This window comes from Acinetobacter sp. RUH 2624, from assembly GCF_000162375.2.
In the GTDB taxonomy this organism is placed as follows: domain Bacteria; phylum Pseudomonadota; class Gammaproteobacteria; order Pseudomonadales; family Moraxellaceae; genus Acinetobacter; species Acinetobacter nosocomialis.
Window position 1 is genome coordinate 2,902,837 of sequence record NZ_KI391939.1, and the last position, 19,185, is coordinate 2,922,021.

Annotated in this window: 16 protein-coding genes and 1 riboswitch; of the genes, 2 read left to right on the forward strand and 14 right to left on the reverse strand. The window is 40.5% G+C overall.

The features are described from left to right. Nucleotides 1–150 precede the first annotated feature (150 nt). Nucleotides 151–1,246 (reverse strand): peptide chain release factor 2 gene (gene prfB / locus HMPREF0014_RS20300; protein ID WP_106479485.1). Its coding sequence is split into 2 segments (ribosomal slippage): nucleotides 151–1,173 and nucleotides 1,175–1,246, totalling 1,095 coding nucleotides; the frame shifts between segments, so codons are not numbered across the junction. A 392-nt stretch (nucleotides 1,247–1,638) separates the two neighbouring features. Between prfB and HMPREF0014_RS20305 the strand changes: the two genes are divergently transcribed. Further along, nucleotides 1,639–2,406, forward strand: coding sequence for a putative porin (locus HMPREF0014_RS20305; RefSeq protein WP_002053751.1), 768 nt, complete (start codon nucleotides 1,639–1,641; stop codon nucleotides 2,404–2,406). Nucleotides 2,407–2,449: 43 nt separating this feature from the next. Here HMPREF0014_RS20305 and recJ read toward each other — a convergent pair whose 3' ends face one another. The 11 genes from recJ to HMPREF0014_RS20355 all read right to left on the reverse strand — a co-directional run bounded on the left by recJ (nucleotide 2,450) and on the right by HMPREF0014_RS20355 (nucleotide 16,319). Beyond that, on the reverse strand, nucleotides 2,450–4,150 hold the full coding sequence (gene recJ / locus HMPREF0014_RS20310) for a single-stranded-DNA-specific exonuclease RecJ (protein WP_006580833.1): 1,701 nt from the start codon (nucleotides 4,148–4,150) through the stop codon (nucleotides 2,450–2,452). Next, nucleotides 4,151–4,807, reverse strand: a complete 657-nt coding sequence (gene pdxH / locus HMPREF0014_RS20315) for a pyridoxamine 5'-phosphate oxidase (protein ID WP_006580832.1) — start codon at nucleotides 4,805–4,807, stop codon at nucleotides 4,151–4,153. 10 nt (nucleotides 4,808–4,817) lie between these two features. Continuing rightward, nucleotides 4,818–6,155, reverse strand: a complete 1,338-nt coding sequence (gene glmM, locus HMPREF0014_RS20320; protein ID WP_006580831.1) for a phosphoglucosamine mutase — start codon at nucleotides 6,153–6,155, stop codon at nucleotides 4,818–4,820. 148 nt (nucleotides 6,156–6,303) lie between these two features. Beyond that, nucleotides 6,304–7,770: an IMP dehydrogenase gene (gene guaB, locus HMPREF0014_RS20325; protein ID WP_006580830.1), complete on the reverse strand. Its 1,467-nt coding sequence runs from the start codon at nucleotides 7,768–7,770 to the stop codon at nucleotides 6,304–6,306. 135 nt (nucleotides 7,771–7,905) lie between these two features. After that, complete coding sequence (locus tag HMPREF0014_RS0206550; RefSeq protein WP_002053785.1) at nucleotides 7,906–8,271, reverse strand: YkgJ family cysteine cluster protein; 366 nt, start codon at nucleotides 8,269–8,271, stop codon at nucleotides 7,906–7,908. A 93-nt stretch (nucleotides 8,272–8,364) separates the two neighbouring features. Then, the gene (locus tag HMPREF0014_RS20330) at nucleotides 8,365–9,162 is read right to left on the reverse strand and encodes an MBL fold metallo-hydrolase (RefSeq protein WP_004711495.1); all 798 of its coding nucleotides are present in this window, start codon (nucleotides 9,160–9,162) and stop codon (nucleotides 8,365–8,367) included. 268 nt (nucleotides 9,163–9,430) lie between these two features. Next, nucleotides 9,431–10,006: a TMEM165/GDT1 family protein gene (locus HMPREF0014_RS20335; RefSeq protein WP_002053748.1), complete on the reverse strand. Its 576-nt coding sequence runs from the start codon at nucleotides 10,004–10,006 to the stop codon at nucleotides 9,431–9,433. A gap of 15 nt (nucleotides 10,007–10,021) precedes the next feature. Then, nucleotides 10,022–10,218: riboswitch (yybP-ykoY riboswitch) on the reverse strand. A 36-nt stretch (nucleotides 10,219–10,254) separates the two neighbouring features. Beyond that, the gene (locus HMPREF0014_RS20340) at nucleotides 10,255–10,527 is read right to left on the reverse strand and encodes a hypothetical protein (protein ID WP_006580828.1); all 273 of its coding nucleotides are present in this window, start codon (nucleotides 10,525–10,527) and stop codon (nucleotides 10,255–10,257) included. A 149-nt stretch (nucleotides 10,528–10,676) separates the two neighbouring features. Beyond that, nucleotides 10,677–12,656, reverse strand: a complete 1,980-nt coding sequence (locus tag HMPREF0014_RS20345; protein WP_006580827.1) for a 2-oxo acid dehydrogenase subunit E2 — start codon at nucleotides 12,654–12,656, stop codon at nucleotides 10,677–10,679. Nucleotides 12,657–12,658: 2 nt separating this feature from the next. Then, nucleotides 12,659–15,376 (reverse strand): pyruvate dehydrogenase (acetyl-transferring), homodimeric type, encoded by a 2,718-nt coding sequence (gene aceE, locus HMPREF0014_RS20350; protein WP_002053926.1) that lies wholly within the window; start codon nucleotides 15,374–15,376, stop codon nucleotides 12,659–12,661. A 250-nt stretch (nucleotides 15,377–15,626) separates the two neighbouring features. Beyond that, nucleotides 15,627–16,319, reverse strand: a complete 693-nt coding sequence (locus HMPREF0014_RS20355; protein WP_002053809.1) for a M23 family metallopeptidase — start codon at nucleotides 16,317–16,319, stop codon at nucleotides 15,627–15,629. 107 nt (nucleotides 16,320–16,426) lie between these two features. Here HMPREF0014_RS20355 and HMPREF0014_RS20360 point away from each other — a divergent pair, with 107 nt between their 5' ends. Then, nucleotides 16,427–16,867, forward strand: coding sequence for a DciA family protein (locus tag HMPREF0014_RS20360; RefSeq protein ID WP_006580826.1), 441 nt, complete (start codon nucleotides 16,427–16,429; stop codon nucleotides 16,865–16,867). Between the two features lie 97 nt (nucleotides 16,868–16,964). Here the strand turns inward: HMPREF0014_RS20360 and lpxC are convergent, their stop codons facing one another. Both lpxC and ftsZ read right to left on the reverse strand, forming a co-directional pair. Then, nucleotides 16,965–17,867: a UDP-3-O-acyl-N-acetylglucosamine deacetylase gene (lpxC, locus tag HMPREF0014_RS20365; protein ID WP_002053908.1), complete on the reverse strand. Its 903-nt coding sequence runs from the start codon at nucleotides 17,865–17,867 to the stop codon at nucleotides 16,965–16,967. A 110-nt stretch (nucleotides 17,868–17,977) separates the two neighbouring features. After that, nucleotides 17,978–19,153 carry a cell division protein FtsZ gene (gene ftsZ, locus HMPREF0014_RS20370; protein ID WP_002053783.1) on the reverse strand — a complete coding sequence of 392 codons (1,176 nt, stop codon included), beginning with the start codon at nucleotides 19,151–19,153 and terminating at the stop codon, nucleotides 17,978–17,980. Nucleotides 19,154–19,185: the final 32 nt, after the last annotated feature.

Genomic DNA, 19,185 nt, shown 5'->3' on the forward strand with positions numbered 1-19,185 from the left:
AACATAATATCGCATTTTTTCGATATTCATATCCATTTTTTTCGATATTCATATCGTATTTTTCCGATTAACTTCCGAACACTGAACTGCTTTGCCGTTTTAATCGCTAAAAATTTAAGAGTTTAAAAGAACTAAAAGTTCAAAAGACTCTTACAACCCCTGCTTTAAACTCGCTTCAATGAAGCGATCAAGATCACCGTCAAGAACTGCACCAGTATTTGAGTTTTCAACACCTGTACGTAAGTCCTTAATACGAGAGTCATCAAGTACATAAGAACGAATTTGGCTACCCCAACCAATATCAGACTTCGAGTCTTCAAGTGCTTGAGCTGCTTCATTACGTTTTTGCATTTCTAGTTCATACAATTTTGCACGTAACTGTTTCCATGCATGATCACGGTTCGCATGTTGTGAACGTTGGTTCTGACATGCAACCACAATACCTGATGGAATGTGCGTCAAACGAACTGCTGAATCTGTTTTGTTAATGTGCTGACCACCTGCACCAGATGCACGGTAAGTATCGGTACGAACATCAGAAGGATTAATATCGATTTCGATATTGTCATCAACTTCTGGTGAAATAAATACCGCAGAGAATGAAGTATGACGACGGTTACCACTGTCAAATGGTGACTTACGCACTAAACGGTGTACACCAGATTCTGTACGTAACCAGCCATATGCATATTCACCTTCAACGCGAATCGTTGCAGATTTGATACCTGCTACATCACCATCAGATACTTCCATAAGTTCTGCTTTAAAACCGTGACGTTCAATCCAGCGCATATACATACGTAATAACATTGAAGCCCAATCTTGTGCTTCTGTACCGCCTGAACCTGCTTGAATCTCGACGTAGCAAGGATTCGGGTCCATTGGGTTGCTAAACATACGGCGGAATTCAAGTTTTGCTAATTCTTCTTCGGCAGTGCCAAGCTCAGATTGTACATCTACCAGCAAGCTTTCATCATCAGCTTCAACAGCTAAATCCAGCATTGCTTTTGCATCTTCAAGCTGTGTAGATAAACCATCTAAAACGTTAATAACGTTTTCTAGTTCGCCCTTTTCTTTTGCCATTGCCTGAGCACGGTTTTGATCATTCCAGATCGCAGGGTCTTCTAACTCACGTAAAACTTCTTCTAAACGTTCTTTTTTCAGATCGTAGTCAAAGATACCCCCGTAGTGTTTGGCTACGATCAGTTAAGTCTTTCAATTGGTTTAGATAAGGATTAATTTCCACGCGAGTGTTCCCATAAAAACAGATAAACAGTCGAATATTTTATCATAGCTATGGTTATCTTCGAACCTGCTTTAATTTATAACTGTCATTTCAATTTATAAATTTTTTAATTTTCTTTCAGAAGATTTTAAGCTTAATTCGTAACATCCCCATACAAAATTGGGTACTTTTCCAGCATTTTTGATTTTCTACACAAAATCTCCTCAATTTTAATAAAATAAAACATTATGTTTTTGTATTTTAAAATCAATATCTTAAATTAAATATAGTTACAAAAAAAGCACATGGTTACAGTCCGGTTACTTGCACAAGATTGACGGTAAATGTTTTTGCTCTAGACTAAAAGTTGTAACAAAACATTTATAAAATCGTTTTTAGAGGGGAGAGATTCCATGAAAAAACTAGCAATTGCATCAGCTCTTTTATCTGCACTTGCAGTAAGTGGCGCAGCAAACGCTTACCAAGCTGAAGTTGGTGGTTCTTACACTTATCTTGATCCAGATAACGGCAGCAGCGTAAGTAAATTTGGTGTTGATGGGACTTATTATTTCAACCCTGTTCAAACACGTAATGCACCGCTTGCTGAAGCAGCATTCTTAAACCGTGCAAGCAACGTTAACGCACACGTTAACTATGGCGATAACAGCGGTACTAAAGATACTCAATATGGCGTAGGCGTTGAATACTATGTTCCTAACACTGACTTCTACCTTAGCGGTGATGTAGGCAGAAATGAACGTGAAATCGACAACACAAACTACGACCAAAAAGTTACAACTTATGCTGCTGAAGTAGGTTACTTACCAGCACCAGGTTTGTTACTTGCTTTGGGTGTTAAAGGTTATGACGAAAAAGACGGTAAAGACGGCGCAGATCCTACCGTTCGTGCGAAATACGTAACTCAAGTTGGTCAACATGACGTAAACCTTGAAGCGTATGGTGCGTTTGGTGACCTTGACGAATATAAAGTTCGTGGTGACTACTACATCGATAAAACTTTAAGTTTAGGTGTGGACTACTACAACAATGACTTAACTGATAAAGACGAATGGGGCATTAATGCTAAAAAATTCTTAAATCAGCAAGTAAGTCTTGAAGGTCGTATTGGTTTCGGTGATAACGACAACACTTATGGTGTTCGTGCAGCATACCGCTTCTAATCTTACCTAGATTTAAAAAATCCGCTCAATTGAGCGGATTTTTTTATTGATTTAAATACACAATTCGTAGCTGTAAGCTTACATTGCCATTAAAAACGTTACGGTCTATTTCATAAACTAAATGTACATGGTCACGCATTGGATCAAACTCGAAGCGGCCGGCTGCGTTAAAAGCAATCGCATCGAAACTATATTGATCTATCGCTAGTCTAAGTTTCAGGTGTGTCTCTTTGAGCCAACGGAAATCGATAACTTTAAAATGTCCCTCAAATTGAGGCAGTGGAAATTTTTGTCCCCATGGCCCTAACTGCTCAATCCAGTTCAAGGTATTTAACTGCAAAGCAGAGACAGGTAACTCACCATCAGTCCATAATGTCGCTTGAAAGATTGATTCATCCATCGCAGCGACACAATCATTAAATACTGTCTTAAAAGCTTCAAAGTTTTCTTTACGAATCGTAAGGCCGGCTGCCGCAGCATGTCCACCAAAATGGCTGACCAACTCAGGATATTGTTCAGCAACTTGCTCAATAGTATCTCGAATGTGAACACCATCGATTGAACGTGCTGACCCCTTAATATGAACGCCATCCTCATCGGGTGCAAAAACAATCGTTGGCCGATGAAATTGCTCTTTCAAACGCCCCGCGACAATCCCGATGACACCTTGGTGCCAGTTTTCTTCAAATAGAACAAGCGCCGGTGGGATATCTTGTTGTGAAAGCTGCAAATTATCTAAAGCCGATAAAGCTTGTTGTTTCATCTCCCCTTCAACTTGGCGGCGGTCTATATTTAGCTGATTTAATTGTTGAGCAATTGGATAAGCAGTTTCCATCGAATCTGCTAATAAACACTCGATCCCAATGCGCATGCTCTCCATACGTCCAGCAGCATTAATGCGTGGTCCAAGCACAAAACCTAAGTCTTGCGCACGTATTGAAGTTGCTTCCCGACCAGCAATATCGAGTAAAGCTAAAATCCCTACTCGACACTGATGTTGCTGAATACGTTTTACACCGGCATCAACCAAAATACGGTTGTTATAATCCAAAACAGCAACATCGGCATAAGTTCCCAAAGCGACTAAATCTAAATATTGAGTCACTTTACTTGTGCTTTTACCCTGTCTATTGCGTAGACTCGCCAAATTGGCAAGTACATAAAAAGCAACGCCAACACCGGCAAGCGCCTTACTTGGAAACTCACATCCTAATTGGTTTGGGTTTACCACCGCCTCAGCAAGCGGGGTTTCTTTGGTCGTTAGATGATGGTCGGTAATAATCACTTGCATGCCTAATGCATGTGCTGCATCAACACCAGTATGGCTGGAAATTCCATTATCTACTGTAATTAATAGATCAGGTTGATAGGTGTGATAAGCAAGCTCAGCAATGGCTGGAGTAAGGCCATAACCATATTTGAAACGATCTGGTACCAGATAGTCGACTTGTGCTCCCATATCGCGAAGCACGAGCATCATTAAAGCAGTGCTAGTTGCACCATCGGCATCATAATCTCCTACAATGACAATTTTTTTCTGCTCATCGATGACTTGGTCCATTAATGCTACAGCAGCGTCCAACCCTTTGAGCTCTGGAGCAAGCAGGTACTTAAGTTTTAGCTCTAATTCTTGTTCAGATTGCACCCCACGTCTTGCCAAAATCTCGGCAATAAACGGAGGCACGCCCTGAAACTGTTCAGGGCGTGTCAATAAAGGTCTTTGTTTAATTTGTATTTTTGTCATTTAAGGCATCAGTCGGTGCAATGTCCATTGACCGTCGATTTTTTCATAACTCAAGCGGTCATGTAAACGATTTGGTCGTCCTTGCCAGAATTCATAATAGTCCGGTTGCAGACGATATCCGCCCCAAAACTCTGGCTTATCGAGTACTTCACGGCTTTGAACTTGTTGTTGCAAGTCTTGAAAACGCTGTTGCAACAACTCTCGGCTTTCTATCTTACCGCTTTGCGGCGTACTGATATGAGCTGCAATCTGGCTATCACGTGGACGCTTATGATAATAGTCGGTAGATTCCTGTTCAGGAATTTTGACGACGTGACCACCCACTCGTACCTGACGCTCTAAGCTAGGCCAATAAAATAACAGTTCAGCATAGGGATTTTCTGCCAAATCTGCCCCTTTCTGACTGTCATAGTTGGTATAGAAATCATAACCTGCTTCTGTCGCACCGCGTAACAATACAGTTCTGACATGTGGACGACCGCTAGCGCTCGCAGTTGCTAAAGACATCGCATATGGTTCGTGCAAGTTGGCGGCTAAGGCATGATTAAACCAACCTAAGAATTGTTCATGCGGATTACTCGCGACTTGTGTTTCGTACAATTCACCTTGTTCATAGCTTAAACGTAATTCGCTTAAGTCTTTAATGACGTCACTCATGCCATATACCTTATGCAACTTGCGCTTGTGAACGGACTGCATTTGCTAAATGTTCAGCCAAAGCATTCACTTCTTGTTCGTCATCACCTTCAACCATGACACGAATGACTGGCTCAGTTCCAGACTTACGAACTAAAATACGTCCACGCCCTTTAAGCTGTTCTTCTGCTTTATTGAACTCAGTCACTAATGCTGGAATAGAGTATGGATCAAGCATTTGTTCTAAACGTATATTTACAAGCACTTGTGGGAATAATTTAAAGTCCTGAACCAATTCATGGAGCGCTTTATTTTGCTCAACCATTACAGTTAACACTTGAAGTGCTGCAATAATCGCATCACCTGTTGTGCTCTTATCTAACGTTAAAATATGTCCAGATGGCTCTCCACCTGTAACCCATCCATTTTCATCTAATGCTTGTAATACATAGCGGTCACCAACTTTTGCACGAACAAAGCCAACGTTTGCTTTTTCAAGTGCAATTTCAAGCGCCATATTACTCATAACAGTACCAACAATACCTAGTGGCTTGTTTTTCGCTTGAGTCGCCAAAATATATAAGATGTGGTCACCATCAATTAAGTTCCCAAACTTATCAACCATCACGACACGGTCGGCATCGCCATCAAAGGCAATTCCTAGATCAGCTTCTTGCTCAACTACTGCTTTTTGTAAACTTTCTGGGTGAGTCGAACCACAGTTTTCATTAATATTTAAACCATCTGGTTCGTTGTACAGAGCAACAACTTTGGCACCTAACTCACGGAAAACTGATGGACCAACGCTATAAGCTGCACCATGTGCACAATCCACAACAATTTTTAAATTATTTAAATCGAAGTGATATGGAAATGTAGACTTACAAAATTCAATGTAACGACCATTTGCATCATTTACACGAACACTTTTACCTAAGTTCGCAGTGTCATCAATAAATAACTCTTTTTCTAATTCTTTATTAATTTCTTCCTGTAATGAATCTGGTAATTTTTTACCTTCACTTGAGAAAAATTTAATTCCATTATCAAAATAAGGATTATGTGATGCAGAAATAACAATACCAGCATGCGCATGTAAGGCACGGGTAAGATGTGCAATAGCCGGTGTCGGCAATGGTCCAAGTAAGTGAACATATACGCCAGCAGCGTTTAATCCCGCCTGCAAAGCAGACTCTAAAATATAGCCAGATAAACGTGTATCTTTTCCTAATACCACAAGCGGTTTATTTTTTGGACTCGTTCGTTTTAATACCTTCCCTGCGGCGAACCCGAGTTTTAAAGCAAACTCTGGTGTAATCGGCATTTGCCCAAATTTTCCACGAATACCATCCGTTCCAAAATAACTCATAGCTTATCTCATTTTACGCCACTTCAGCCGTGGCTCATTTCATATATGGCTATTCTGCCATATCTATTTTCATCAGATTTACTTTACACCAAAAACAAAAAGCCGTCAGTGTACTGACGGCTTTCTTATTTGATTTGGTTACTAAAATCTAACCAACACGATAGTTCGGAGCTTCTTTAGTAATCGTTACATCATGAACATGTGACTCAGACATACCCGCTGAAGTAATTTTCACAAATTTTGCATTTTGGCGAAGGTCTTCAATTACTGATGAACCTGTATAACCCATAGATGAACGTAAACCACCCATCATTTGATGAACGATGTTACCCATTGGGCCTTTATATGGAACACGACCTTCAATTCCTTCTGGTACTAACTTTTCAGCACCTGCTTTTGAATCCTGGAAGTAGCGGTCAGCAGAACCTGTCGCTCCAGCCATTGCACCTAATGAGCCCATACCACGATATGCTTTGTAGTAACGGCCTTGGAAGAATTCAACCTCACCAGGCGCTTCTTCAGTACCCGCTAGAAGTGAACCAACCATGATTGTGCTTGCACCCGCACCGATCGCTTTTGCCATATCGCCAGAGAAACGGATACCGCCATCTGCGATTAGAGGAATTTGATCTTTCAGTGCATTAGCAACGCTGTCAATCGCAGAAATTTGCGGCATACCAATACCTGCCACAATACGTGTCGTACAGATAGAACCAGGGCCAATACCTACTTTTACAGCATCTGCGCCTGCATCTAATAATGCCAATGCAGCATCACCAGTTGCGATATTACCGCCAATCACTTGTACTTGAGGGAAGTTTTGTTTTACCCAACGTACACGTTCAATAACACCAGCAGAGTGGCCGTGTGCTGTATCAACAACAATGACGTCAACACCAGCTTCAACTAATGCTTCTACACGACTTGGTGTTTCAACGCCTGTACCTACCGCAGCACCAACACGTAAACGACCAAGATCATCTTTACAACTGTTTGGATAACTCTCAGCTTTACGGAAGTCAGTTACCGTAATTAAACCTTTAAGTTCGTTGTTTTCGCCAACAACCAAAACTTTTTCAATGCGATGCTTTTGCAATAATGCTTGAATATTTTCTTTAGACTCGCCTTCACGCACAGTCACCAAACGATCTTGGCCTGTCATGATGTTGCTAACAGGTTGTTCCAAGTTAGTTTCAAAACGTGTATCACGGCCTGTCACAATACCAACAACCTTGCCGTCTTTAACAACAGGTACACCGCTAATGTTATTAGCACTGGTAATTGAAATAAGTTCACGTACTGTGGTTTCTGGGGTTACAGTGATTGGATCTTTCACCATACCCGCTTCGAATTTTTTCACACGGCGTACTTCTGCAGCTTGAGCAGCAATATCCATGTTTTTGTGCAAAATCCCGATACCACCATTTTGCGCCATTGCAATCGCCATACGTGACTCAGTCACCGTATCCATTGCAGCTGAAACTAATGGGATATTTAAATGAATGCCGCGAGTTAAACGTGTCTTTAAAGAGACATCTTTTGGGAGAACAGTAGAGTAGGCAGGAAGTAATAAGACATCATCGAAGGTTAGCGCTTCTTGAACGATGGTCAGCATAACAATCTCACTGGTAAATTCCGTGAGCTATTATAAACAAATTTCAATGCAATTTTCATATTATCTTTGCCTTTTTCAGCAATAGATATTTACCTACTCTAAATATTTCTCACTTATTATCGTGTTAGCTCATATTTAACTCACCTGATCATAATCATGATCATTTTCTGAATCTGCTGGGCTTACCTCAATCAAAGGAATCAATTGGTGCGCCAAGCGGGCTTTGTTACACTGTTCATCAGCAATCTGTACTTCTTTACAGGTAGAACTACGCACAGCATAAATAGAACAACCTACCTCTTTACCAATTTCACCTGTTAGAGCCTGACATCGTGGCTGAGCTTGATTGGTTCCACGCATACACGAATAAACGGGTGTTAAAGGTTCAACGAGATGTTCATCCATTAACTCGGCCTCAGCCCAATAAAATGAAACCCGAAAATGTGCACAACACGCCCCACAGCGTAGGCACTCATCTGGAGTCGCAACTTGAGATAACATTTTTATTCAAATTCTCGTCATCAAAAATTTTTTTCTATGGCGCAAAATCCTAAAAAAATTTCAAATTGGACTCAAGATATTGAAGATAACTTTTTATGTCGGACAGCTAAAAATTTGCTCAGTCATTAAATCTACGCCGCATGGTAAGGTCTCAATCCAGTCTAAAAACTGATTAATCATTTCTTTACCAATAAATGGAGTACCATGCTGAGGTACAATCATCTCAATATCCATTTGACGGACCATGTTGACCCATAAACGAATAACTTTATTGGAGCACATATAGCGCTGATGAAAAGCCTTCATTTTCATCACATGGGCATCAAAATCTTTGAGAGGCTGACTTGCATCCTCCACAATAGAAGCCCCCATATCACCAGAAAATAAAATCTTGGCAACTGGATCATAAAACTGAAAATTACCTACCGAATGTAGGAAATGGGCCGGAACCATGACAAGCTTTGATTCGCCCAGTTGAATCACTTGACCACGATCTGGTAGCTCAATCAGACGATCTTCCCAATTTCCTTTCATACGCTCACTCATAAATGAGGAATTTAAGTGAGGTAAAAATCGTGCCCACAATTTAGAGGCCACCACTTTAGCATCGGTATAAACTAACCAACGAGGCATTGAAGTAATAATATCTGGGTCCTGATGCGAAGCGATTACATAGTCCAAATTTTTAAGACGAGTATATTTATTAAGTTCCATCGTCAATGGAACGTAGGTCAAGTCGCCACCTGGGTCAATAACGGCTGCTCGTTCATGATCAATAATTAAAAATTGATTGGCTTGTATGCCTTCCCCTTTGACCAAACTGGTAAAACTAATACATTTATGTACGCCATTATCAAATAATATCTGTGATGTTGTTTTTTCAAACCCCATACAATTCCCCAAAAAAATTTTAAATATTAGATATTTTTATATCCCTACTAAAATAAAGGGATTCTAAAATGCTTGCAATGAATTAATTGATATTTCTCATAATATTTTAAAATAGATTTTACTTTTCTTATTCTAGAAATGAATCATCAAGAAATTGAGTAAACCTCTAACATTTTCTTAAATAAGCTATATCGTAAAGTTTAACTTCTTCAAAGCTCAAAAAAAACGCACTCTTCATGAATGCGTTTTTATACAAATTGAAAATAACTTAGAAGAAATAATGTTGTACTAGCGTAGAAACACCTACAACGAAGAAAATAGCTGCACCAATTTTATGAATGAGCGAGATAGAGAGACGTTCTGCTAATTTATTACCAATAAATACAGCTGGTGCATTGGCAATCATCATACCTAATGTTGTACCTAGCATCACCCAGAAAATACTGTCATAGCGTGCAGCTAAAGCGACTGTCGCAATTTGGGTTTTATCACCAATTTCTGCTAAGAAAAATAAAATAAAGGTTGCCCCAAAAACACCAAATTTTTGCCATTTATTAATGCTATCAGTTTCATCATCGAGCTTATCCGGAATAAGCATCCAGAATGCCATACCAATGAAACCAACAGCGAGAACCCAGACTAAAATTTCAGGGCTTAGAACTGTGGTAATCCATTGCCCAAGCACAGCAGAAATACCATGATTAATAAGTGTTGCTAAAAGAATCGCAATTAAAATAGGAATTGGCTTACGGAAACGCGCAGATAGTAAAAGTGCCAACAATTGAGTTTTATCGCCCATTTCAGCGAGGGCAACAATCGAGGTAGAAATCAGAAATTCTTGCATGTCGGTTCTCTGGCTAGCATAAATGCCTATGACCTACCCCTCCTGCTAGCCAAATATCATAAAATGATTGCAGAGTGGTAAATCAAAGGTCTTGCCAACTCAGAAACGATGAGACGTTTAAGCTATGATGACCATGTTCTGTTGAACAATTATGTTGACCATCACCTATTCACCTTTGCTGTGAATAGCGGCTACTCCCCAATGAAGTATGCGTTTATTATATTCAAGTCACTCGATTTTTCAAACTTTCAAGTAACAAATTTTACCCACGCCCACACGACTAATCGTGCAATACCTAATATCACTGCAAAATAAGCACTTATATGAATAAAACCAATAGGGCTACTGCTCGTTCCAGCCTGATATTCAAAGGGCAAAATCAAAGTAGCAACAAACACCTCAAAACCCATCACCACATAAGTCATCCATTCCCACGGGAAGTGTAAAATACTGACCCATATTCCCATCAATAAAAACACAATCAATAGTAAGGGCAACATAATTTTCAGAAAACCTAACATTTACTACTTCTCCTTTATGTAATAACGAGAAATTTCTCCTCACTCTCGATAAACCCTGCTTAATCTGTAGATTAACCTAAAAATTAAATCAAATAGACATTAAAACAAAACCCCGCCGAAGCGAGGTTTTAGTATGTTCTTTCAAAGCATTAGATTAATAAAGTACGAATATCTTTAAGAAGTTTCGTAAGTTTATTTGTAAAGCGAGCTGCATCCGCACCATTAATTACACGGTGGTCATAAGACAATGACAACGGCAACATTAAGCGTGGATCAAAGTCTTTACCATTCCATACAGGCTGCATCGTTGCAGGTGAAATACCCAAAATTGCAACTTGTGGCCAGTTAACTAGTGGGGTAAATGCTGTACCGCCAATTGAACCTAAGCTTGTAATCGTGAAGTTAGCACCTTGTAAATCTTTCGGTGTTAATTTCTTATCACGCGCTTTTTTACTGAGCTCACCTAATTCAACAGCAATTTGCTTAATTGATTTTTGGTCAGGATTACGTAGTACAGGTACTGTCAAACCATCTGGAGTTGCAACAGCAATACCCATATGGATTTCATTACGGAGTAATACAGATTTCTGATCATCTGCCAAATGACCCGCGAAATAAGGCTCTTCTTTCAACAAGTGTGCTACAGCTTTTGCAATAAATGCCAAAATTGTTAGGCTTACACCTTGTTTCTTAAAGCCGTCTTTCAACTCACCACGCCAAGCTTCTAACTCAGTAATATCCGCAAGGTCAAACTGAGTTACTTGTGGAATGTAGTTGTTTAAAGACAACTGCGGAATTGATACTTGCTGCAAACGCGTCAGTACTTTTTCTTCCACGCCACCAAATGCAGTAAAGTCAGGAAGCTTTGGTAAACCCGAAACTGCTGGTGCAGCCGCAGCAACTGGTGCCGCTTGTGGTGCCGTTAAACGACTCTTCACATAAGCAAAGATATCTTCTTTAACTACACGGCCATGCTCACCAGAAGTTTTAACTTGTGACAAAATCACGCCAAGTTCACGAGCAAGCTTACGAACAGCAGGACCTGCATATACTTTAGCGTTTTCTGCTTCTTGCTCTTTCGTTAACTTATCAGTGCCAGATGTAGGCGCCGCAGATGCAGACTGTGTTGTAGCAGGAGCTGCTGCTTTAGGTGCTGCTGCCTGTGGAGCTGGGGCTGCTTCTGCTTTTGCCGCTGGTGCAGCAGCAGGTGCTTGGCCTTCAGCTTCAATTGTTGCAAGCAATATACCTTGTGAAACTTGTTGGCCTGCTTGCAAGTGAATTGCTTTTACAACACCAGCAACGGTACTTGGAACTTCCACAGTTGCTTTATCTGATTCAACTACAACAAGGCTTTGGTCTACATCAACTTTATCGCCAACTTGTACTAAGATTTCAGCAACAACTGCTTTATCTACGCCCAAGTCAGGAACATTGATATCAACTGGACCAGATTGAGTAGTAGCTGCCGCAACAGTTTCTTGCTTTGTAGCAACTGGTTCAGCGGCTGCAGATGGAGCTGGTGTAGTAGCAGGAGCTTCTGCTTGCGCATTAGATGCAGCTGCTGTTTTCACTTGAATAAGAACAACACCTTCTTTAACGGTATCACCTTCTTTCACTTGAATACTTTCTACAGTACCAGCAACGCTACTTGGAACTTCCACAGTCGCTTTATCTGACTCTACAACAACAATACTTTGTTCAACATCAATTTGGTCACCCACTTTAACGAGGATTTCACCAACTAATGCTTTTTCAACGCCAATGTCAGGTACAGTCACGTCAACAGTTGCAGTTGATGTAGCAGCAGGTTGAGCTGAAGCTTGAGTTTGCTGTGCAGGTGCTGGAGCAGCTAGCTTTTCAGCCGCAGGAGCTGGTGTTGGTTCCGGAGCTGCTTGTGCCGCACCTTCTGCTTCAATCTCAATCAAAGCAACACCTTCAGTCACGTCATCACCTTGATTAATCAAGATGCTTTTTACGACACCTGCTGAAGTGCTAGGCACTTCAACAGTTGCTTTATCAGACTCAAGCACAACGATACTGTCGTCAACTTCAACACGGTCGCCAACTTTTACTAAAATTTCAGCGACGTTTGCTTTATCTACACCAATATCAGGGGTCTTAATTTGCATGCTTAGTTCCCCTCACCTGTTTGCGTTTCATTGTATTCAGCAACTGGCTGAACTTCCGGATGTGCTTGTGGAGCCCATGCAACCGGACGGTCAGTATCTAACTCAAAGTTAGAAATTGCATCTTTCACTAAACGTGCGTCTACTTCACCTTCGTCAGCTAATTTTTTCAAAGTAGCAACAACAATGTGTGCAGCATCAACACCAAAGAAACTACGTAAGTTCGCGCGTGTATCTGAACGGCCGTAACCATCTGTACCTAATGCAACAAATGGGCGACCATCTGGAAGATACGCACGGATTTGTTCGCTATAAGCACGCATATGGTCGGTAGCAGAAACTACGATACCTTCCGTACCACGTAATTGTTTAGATACCCATGATTCTTTAACTTCTTCAGCAAGTGGGTGTAGACGGTTGTATTCTTCACATGCCATACCATCACGTGCTAACTCATTGAAGCTTGTTACACTCCAAACATTTGAATGGATTTGGTATTCATCACGTAAGATTTTCGCAGCTTTAATCACTTCGCGAAGGATTACACCTGAACCAAGTAACTGGACAGTTGCTTTTTCATCTTTCTCGAATAAATACATACCACGCTTAATCCCTTCTTCAACGCCCTCCGGCATTTCAGGATGCTCGTAGTTCTCATTCATTACTGTTAAGTAATAGAACACACGCTCTTGGTTCACATACATGCGTTGTAAGCCATCATGTACGATTACCGCTAACTCATAACCAAAACATGGGTCATAAGACACGCAGTTTGGAATAGTGTTTGCCAAGATGTGCGAATGACCGTCTTGGTGCTGTAAACCTTCACCGTTCAATGTCGTACGGCCTGCAGTCGCGCCTAACAAGAAACCTTGAGCTTGTGCGTCACCCGCAGCCCATGCAATATCACCAATACGTTGGAAACCAAACATTGAGTAATACATGTACATTGGAATCATTGGCAAGTTATTAGTTGAATAACTTGTCGCTAACGCAGCCCATGCACTCATCGCACCTGCTTCGTTGATCCCTTCTTGTAACATGTGACCGTCTTTTGCTTCACGGTAATGCATTAACTGTTCTTGGTCTTCTGGCGTGTATTTTTGGCCGTGAGCAGCATAAATACCAAGCTGACGGAACATACCTTCTAAACCAAAAGTACGTGCTTCATCTGGAACGATTGGTACTACGCGGTCTTTAATCGCTTTTTCTTTAAGTAAAGCAGCAATTAAACGAACCATCACCATAGTAGTTGATTGCTCTTTGCCACCCGAACCTTTCAACACTGCATCAAATACAGATAATTCAGGAATCGCTAAAGATTCACTCTCACGACGACGTGCAGGCAGGTATCCACCTAAAGCTTCACGACGCGCTTTCATATATTTCATTTCTGGAGAGTTTTCACTTGGGCGATAGAATGGAAGCTCTTCTAATTGCTCATCTGAAAATGGAAGATTGAAACGGTCACGTACATATCTTAAAGAGTCAATTTGCATCTTTTTGATTTGGTGAGTTTTGTTTACCGCTTCAATTTCTTCAGACAAACCATAACCTTTAATGGTTTTCGCCAAGATCACTGTTGGTTGACCTTTCGCTTTCATCGCTTCTGCATATGCAGCAAAAACTTTGTAAGGGTCATGACCACCACGGTTTAACGCATCAATATCTTCATCGCTTAAATCTTTTACAAGTTCCGCAGCTTCTGGGTACTTACCAAAGAATTTTTCACGTGTATATGCGCCACCTTTTACTTGATAACGCTGATAGTCACCATCAACAGCTTCTTCCATACGTGCTTTTAATGCACCGCTTGTATCTTTAGCAAGTAGTGGATCCCAATGACGGCCCCATACTACTTTAATGACACGCCAGCCTGCGCCACGGAAGATCGATTCAAGTTCTTGAATAATTTTACCGTTACCACGTACAGGACCATCTAGACGCTGTAAGTTACAGTTCACTACCCAAATTAAGTTATCAAGCTTCTCACGACCAGCAAGTGAGATCGCACCTAAGCTTTCTGGCTCATCCATCTCGCCATCGCCGAGGTATGCCCAAACTTTACGATCTTCTTCTTTGATCAGGCCACGGTTCATCAAATATTTTTGAATGTGCGCTTGATAAATCGACATGATTGGACCAAGACCCATTGATACAGTTGGGAACTGCCAATAGTCCGGCATTAAATACGGATGTGGATAGCTTGGTAAACCGTTACCGCCAACTTCACGGCGGAAATTACTTAACTGTTCTTCAGTTAAACGTCCTTCAAGGAATGAACGTGCATAAATACCAGGAGCACAGTGTCCTTGGTAATAAATCATATCTCCGCCAAAGTTATCGCTGTTTGCGCGGAAGAAATGGTTAAAACCTACGTCATATAATGTTGCACTTGATGCGAAGCTCGCCAAGTGACCACCTAAATCATCACCTGTTTTATTCGCGCGAAGTACCATTGCTAAGGCATTCCAACGAATCAATGCACGAATACGGCGTTCCATATCTTGGTCGCCTGGCATTGCAGGTTGTTCTTCAACAGAAATTGTATTTAAGTAAGGTGTATTGAGACGTTGAATTGGAACATGCTTAGCAATTGCTTGTTGGTAAAGTTTTTCCAACAAGAATGCCGCTCGCTCAGTTCCCATATGTTGTAAAACTGAATCGAATGCATCTTGCCATTCTTGGGTTTCTTGTGCGTCGGAGTCACCGTAAAACGCCATAATTCACCTGTTCCTTGTTCTCTAATCTACTTTGTATTTTTACCACGTTTTGCCCCTCTCAAGTTATTGCCACGGGTGAATGTGAGGGGGCTCTATTATTTTCTGAATGAATAGTCATTGACCGAGCAGTAAACAAAATAACAAAAAAACGCCAATATTGGCGTTTTTTTATACAATCATTGCGTTAAGAAAGGTTTATGTTCATTTCAGATTCATAAATTTAATAACCTTGAACTTTCATGAAACTCTATTAAGGCAACATTGCTAAGTAAGTTGATGGATTCTTACGTTGACCATCTTTAACGACTTCATAATGTAAATGCGGTCCTGTACAACGACCTGTACAGCCCACGTTAGCAATATGATCACCAGCAGAAACCTGGTCACCTACACGAACTAATAAACGTGAAGCGTGTGCATAGCGTGTTAAATAACCATTACCGTGGTTGATTTCAACATATTGTCCATAACCTGTACCCCAACCTGATTTAGTTACAATACCAGGACCAGTTGCATAGATCGGTGTACCACTTGGTGCCGACATGTCTAAACCACCATGATGCTCTGCACGACCACCCATGGTACGACCACCAAAGTTAGAAGAAACACGTACGCTATCTGGAAGAGGATGAGAAACTAACCAAGAATAAGGATTTGAAGAAGAGGCATTAAAAGAATTTTTTGCAGTCGTATGGCCATATTTTTTTGCCAGTGAGTCATTATTGAGCTCAACTGTTTTAGGACGTAAAGTGACTGAAACTTTAGCACTCGCCGGAAGATCTAAATCATCAGGATGTGTATATGAACCTTGAGATAATGTTTTTGATAACTGTTCCAATCGATCTGAATCAGTAGATTGGTTAATATTTTGATAATCTGCAAAAGCAACCGATGCAGCCGAAGCGGCAAGTGAAAACGCTAATAAAATACGACGCGTGTGCATAAAAACCTCTTGAAACTGTTCTTACTCAAGTTCCTTATGATCTCTTCCTTGATATCAGTTGAAATGAACGCTTAAGATTAGGACAAGAAACCATTCGAGAACGATCAATGTCTAAACCCGATAACGTTTTTCAACAATCCGGAAAACACATAAAAACAGGAAACCTTACGTTTCTAACAACGCAAGTCGCGCAATGGCAAAGACTTACGAAAATAATCCAACCCTTATTGCCCCAACCGGAACAATGGCAGGTTGTGTGTTATCAAAATGGCACTTTAATTATTACTGGTGAAAATCAGGCAATGATTAGTCAACTCAGCTATTTACAGAGCCAATATATATCTAAATTATCTCAACTCGAAGGACTAAAAGACATACAAAGAATTCAAGTTCGCTTAAGAAATAAAACTATTCCTACAGCGCCCCCATCTGAGCCTTCTAAATCCATCCCCCCGGAAACACAAGAAATGTTACGTAGTGCTGCCGACTTCGTGAGCGACCCTAAGCTTAGCCAAGCTTTACTACGTTTGGCAAGCAATAAAAAATGATGAGCTTTCTATTCCTTAATTAGAATCGTTCTTATTATGTGATTAAAATCACAGTTTTTATTGTTACATTATAACATAGCCAAATAAAGACAATGACTTATGTCACACTCACGTATGGAATTGGACAGTCTTTCTCGTCATTAAATGTTACAATTTCATAATTACTCGGATCACTTTGAACATTGCGTAATAGCTGATTATTTAAAGCATGTCCTGATTTATAGCCATCGAACTTGGCAATAATTTGATGACCAAGTAAATACAAATCACCTACTGCATCTAAAATTTTGTGACGAACAAACTCATCGGCAAATCGTAAGCCTTCTTCGTTCACAACACCTGTATCATCTACACCAATGGCATTGTCTAGACTTGCCCCTAAAGCTAAATTATTTGCTTTGAGGTAATCTAAATCCTTCATAAAACCAAAAGTACGTGCCTCACTGACTTCATACACAAAGGTTTCAGTAGAAAAATCGATAGTTGCAGATTGATATTCTTTTGCAAAGGCAGGATGATCAAAATCAATCGTAAAGTTGAGTTGAAAACCATTATGTGGTCTAAAAATCGCTTTTTTATCATCAATTAAAGCTTCAACTGGCTTTAATATTCTTATAAATTTTTTCGGTGCATCTTGTTCACGCAAGCCACCTTGCATTAACAAATAAATAAATGGTCCAGCACTACCATCCATAATGGGGACTTCAGATGCTGACACTTCTACAATTAAATTATCAATTCCTAAACCAGCAATCGCACTCATCACATGCTCAATGGTACCTACTTTAATATCGCCAGTAACAAGGTTTGAACACATGAATGCTTCTTGAATCAGCAATGCATTAGCAGGAATATCGACAGGTGGATTTAAATCGATACGGCGAAATACAATACCTCCATCCACGGTATGTGGAATGAAATTGATCATCACTTTTTGACCGCTATGAAGACCTATTCCACTCGCTTTTACCACACGACTGAGAGTACGCTGTTTCACCATGCTTTGTAACTTCTTTTTTAAAACCGCTATACGTTAGCATATTTAGTCATTGATCAAAAATAAAAAAAGGCAGTGTTTATACACTGCCTTTTAATAGATTGAACGCTATATTACTTACGTTGCTGATTTTTCAAGTAATCTTGAATACTCATTGGAGAAGAACGCGGTGATGAACTTGGTGCATTATTCACATCATTTTCAGCATTTTGACGCTTATTAATTGCTGGAACATCATCTTCATCTACAGATTGTGCAGATTGAGTTGCTGTATGACTTACAGTATTACGCTTTCTTGGTTCTGCATCAGCTGCATTACGTGTTAAACCCGTTGCAATCACAGTTACACGTAATTCATCACGCGCATCTGGATCAAATACTGTACCGTAGAAAATCTCGCCTTCATCAAGGTCAACAATTTGGTTAACCACATCAGTAATGATTTCAGTTTCTCGTAACGTGATGTCATCACCACCTGTAATGTTAATTAACACGCCTTTTGCATTAATAATATTCACATTATCAAGTAGTGGACTACGGATGGCTTGTTCAGCAGCTTGACGAGCACGGTCTTCACCACGGCCTAAACCAGCACCCATCATTGCATAACCGCGAGTACTCATTGCAGTTTTCAAATCGGCGAAGTCAAGGTTAATGTGACCACGGTTAACCACAAGGTCAAAGATACTACGTACAGCGTTTAACAATACATCATCTGCCTTTTTATAGGCATCTTTCATTGAAATATCACCATACACGCTCAATAAGCGTTGGTTAGGAATAATAATCAATGAATCAACATGTGCTTCAAGCGCTTCAATACCACGCTCAGCAGATTTTTGACGACGACGACCTTCAAAGTTAAATGGCGTTGTTACAACACCAACAGTCAAAATCCCCATTTCTTTAGCAACTTCGGCAACAACCGGAGCTGCACCAGTACCTGTACCACCACCCATACCAGCGGTTACAAATACCATGTCAGTTCCTTCAAGGTGCTGACGAATAATTTCACGGCTTTCCTCTGCGGCAACCTGACCTACTTCAGGGTTAGCACCAGCGCCTAGACCACGTGTACTTTGCTCACCTAACTGAATTTTGAAAGGGGCATTCATACAATCAAGTGCTTGTTTATCTGTATTGGCACAAACGAATTTAACACCCTGAATATCAGACTGTACCATGTGCTGAACGGCATTACCGCCACCGCCACCTACACCAAATACAGTGAAACGGGCTTGACCGTTGCCATCGTTTAGTTCATCTTCTATAAATTCAAATGAGGCCATGACCTTTAGGGTTCCTAATACATTATGGCAGT

Coding starts and splice junctions, on each gene's coding strand:
- HMPREF0014_RS20335 (WP_002053748.1), bottom strand. CDS start 10,006: ATGCAAGAATTTCTGATTTCTACCTCGATTGTTGCCCTCGCTGAAATG.
- HMPREF0014_RS20355 (WP_002053809.1), bottom strand. CDS start 16,319: ATGCACACGCGTCGTATTTTATTAGCGTTTTCACTTGCCGCTTCGGCT.
- HMPREF0014_RS20305 (WP_002053751.1), top strand. CDS start 1,639: ATGAAAAAACTAGCAATTGCATCAGCTCTTTTATCTGCACTTGCAGTA.
- HMPREF0014_RS20360 (WP_006580826.1), top strand. CDS start 16,427: ATGTCTAAACCCGATAACGTTTTTCAACAATCCGGAAAACACATAAAA.
- pdxH (WP_006580832.1), bottom strand. CDS start 4,807: ATGAGTGACGTCATTAAAGACTTAAGCGAATTACGTTTAAGCTATGAA.
- HMPREF0014_RS0206550 (WP_002053785.1), bottom strand. CDS start 8,271: ATGTTATCTCAAGTTGCGACTCCAGATGAGTGCCTACGCTGTGGGGCG.
- ftsZ (WP_002053783.1), bottom strand. CDS start 19,153: ATGGCCTCATTTGAATTTATAGAAGATGAACTAAACGATGGCAACGGT.
- aceE (WP_002053926.1), bottom strand. CDS start 15,376: ATGGCGTTTTACGGTGACTCCGACGCACAAGAAACCCAAGAATGGCAA.
- HMPREF0014_RS20330 (WP_004711495.1), bottom strand. CDS start 9,162: ATGGGGTTTGAAAAAACAACATCACAGATATTATTTGATAATGGCGTA.
- recJ (WP_006580833.1), bottom strand. CDS start 4,150: ATGACAAAAATACAAATTAAACAAAGACCTTTATTGACACGCCCTGAA.
- guaB (WP_006580830.1), bottom strand. CDS start 7,770: ATGCTGACCATCGTTCAAGAAGCGCTAACCTTCGATGATGTCTTATTA.
- HMPREF0014_RS20345 (WP_006580827.1), bottom strand. CDS start 12,656: ATGCAAATTAAGACCCCTGATATTGGTGTAGATAAAGCAAACGTCGCT.
- lpxC (WP_002053908.1), bottom strand. CDS start 17,867: ATGGTGAAACAGCGTACTCTCAGTCGTGTGGTAAAAGCGAGTGGAATA.
- HMPREF0014_RS20340 (WP_006580828.1), bottom strand. CDS start 10,527: ATGTTAGGTTTTCTGAAAATTATGTTGCCCTTACTATTGATTGTGTTT.
- glmM (WP_006580831.1), bottom strand. CDS start 6,155: ATGAGTTATTTTGGAACGGATGGTATTCGTGGAAAATTTGGGCAAATG.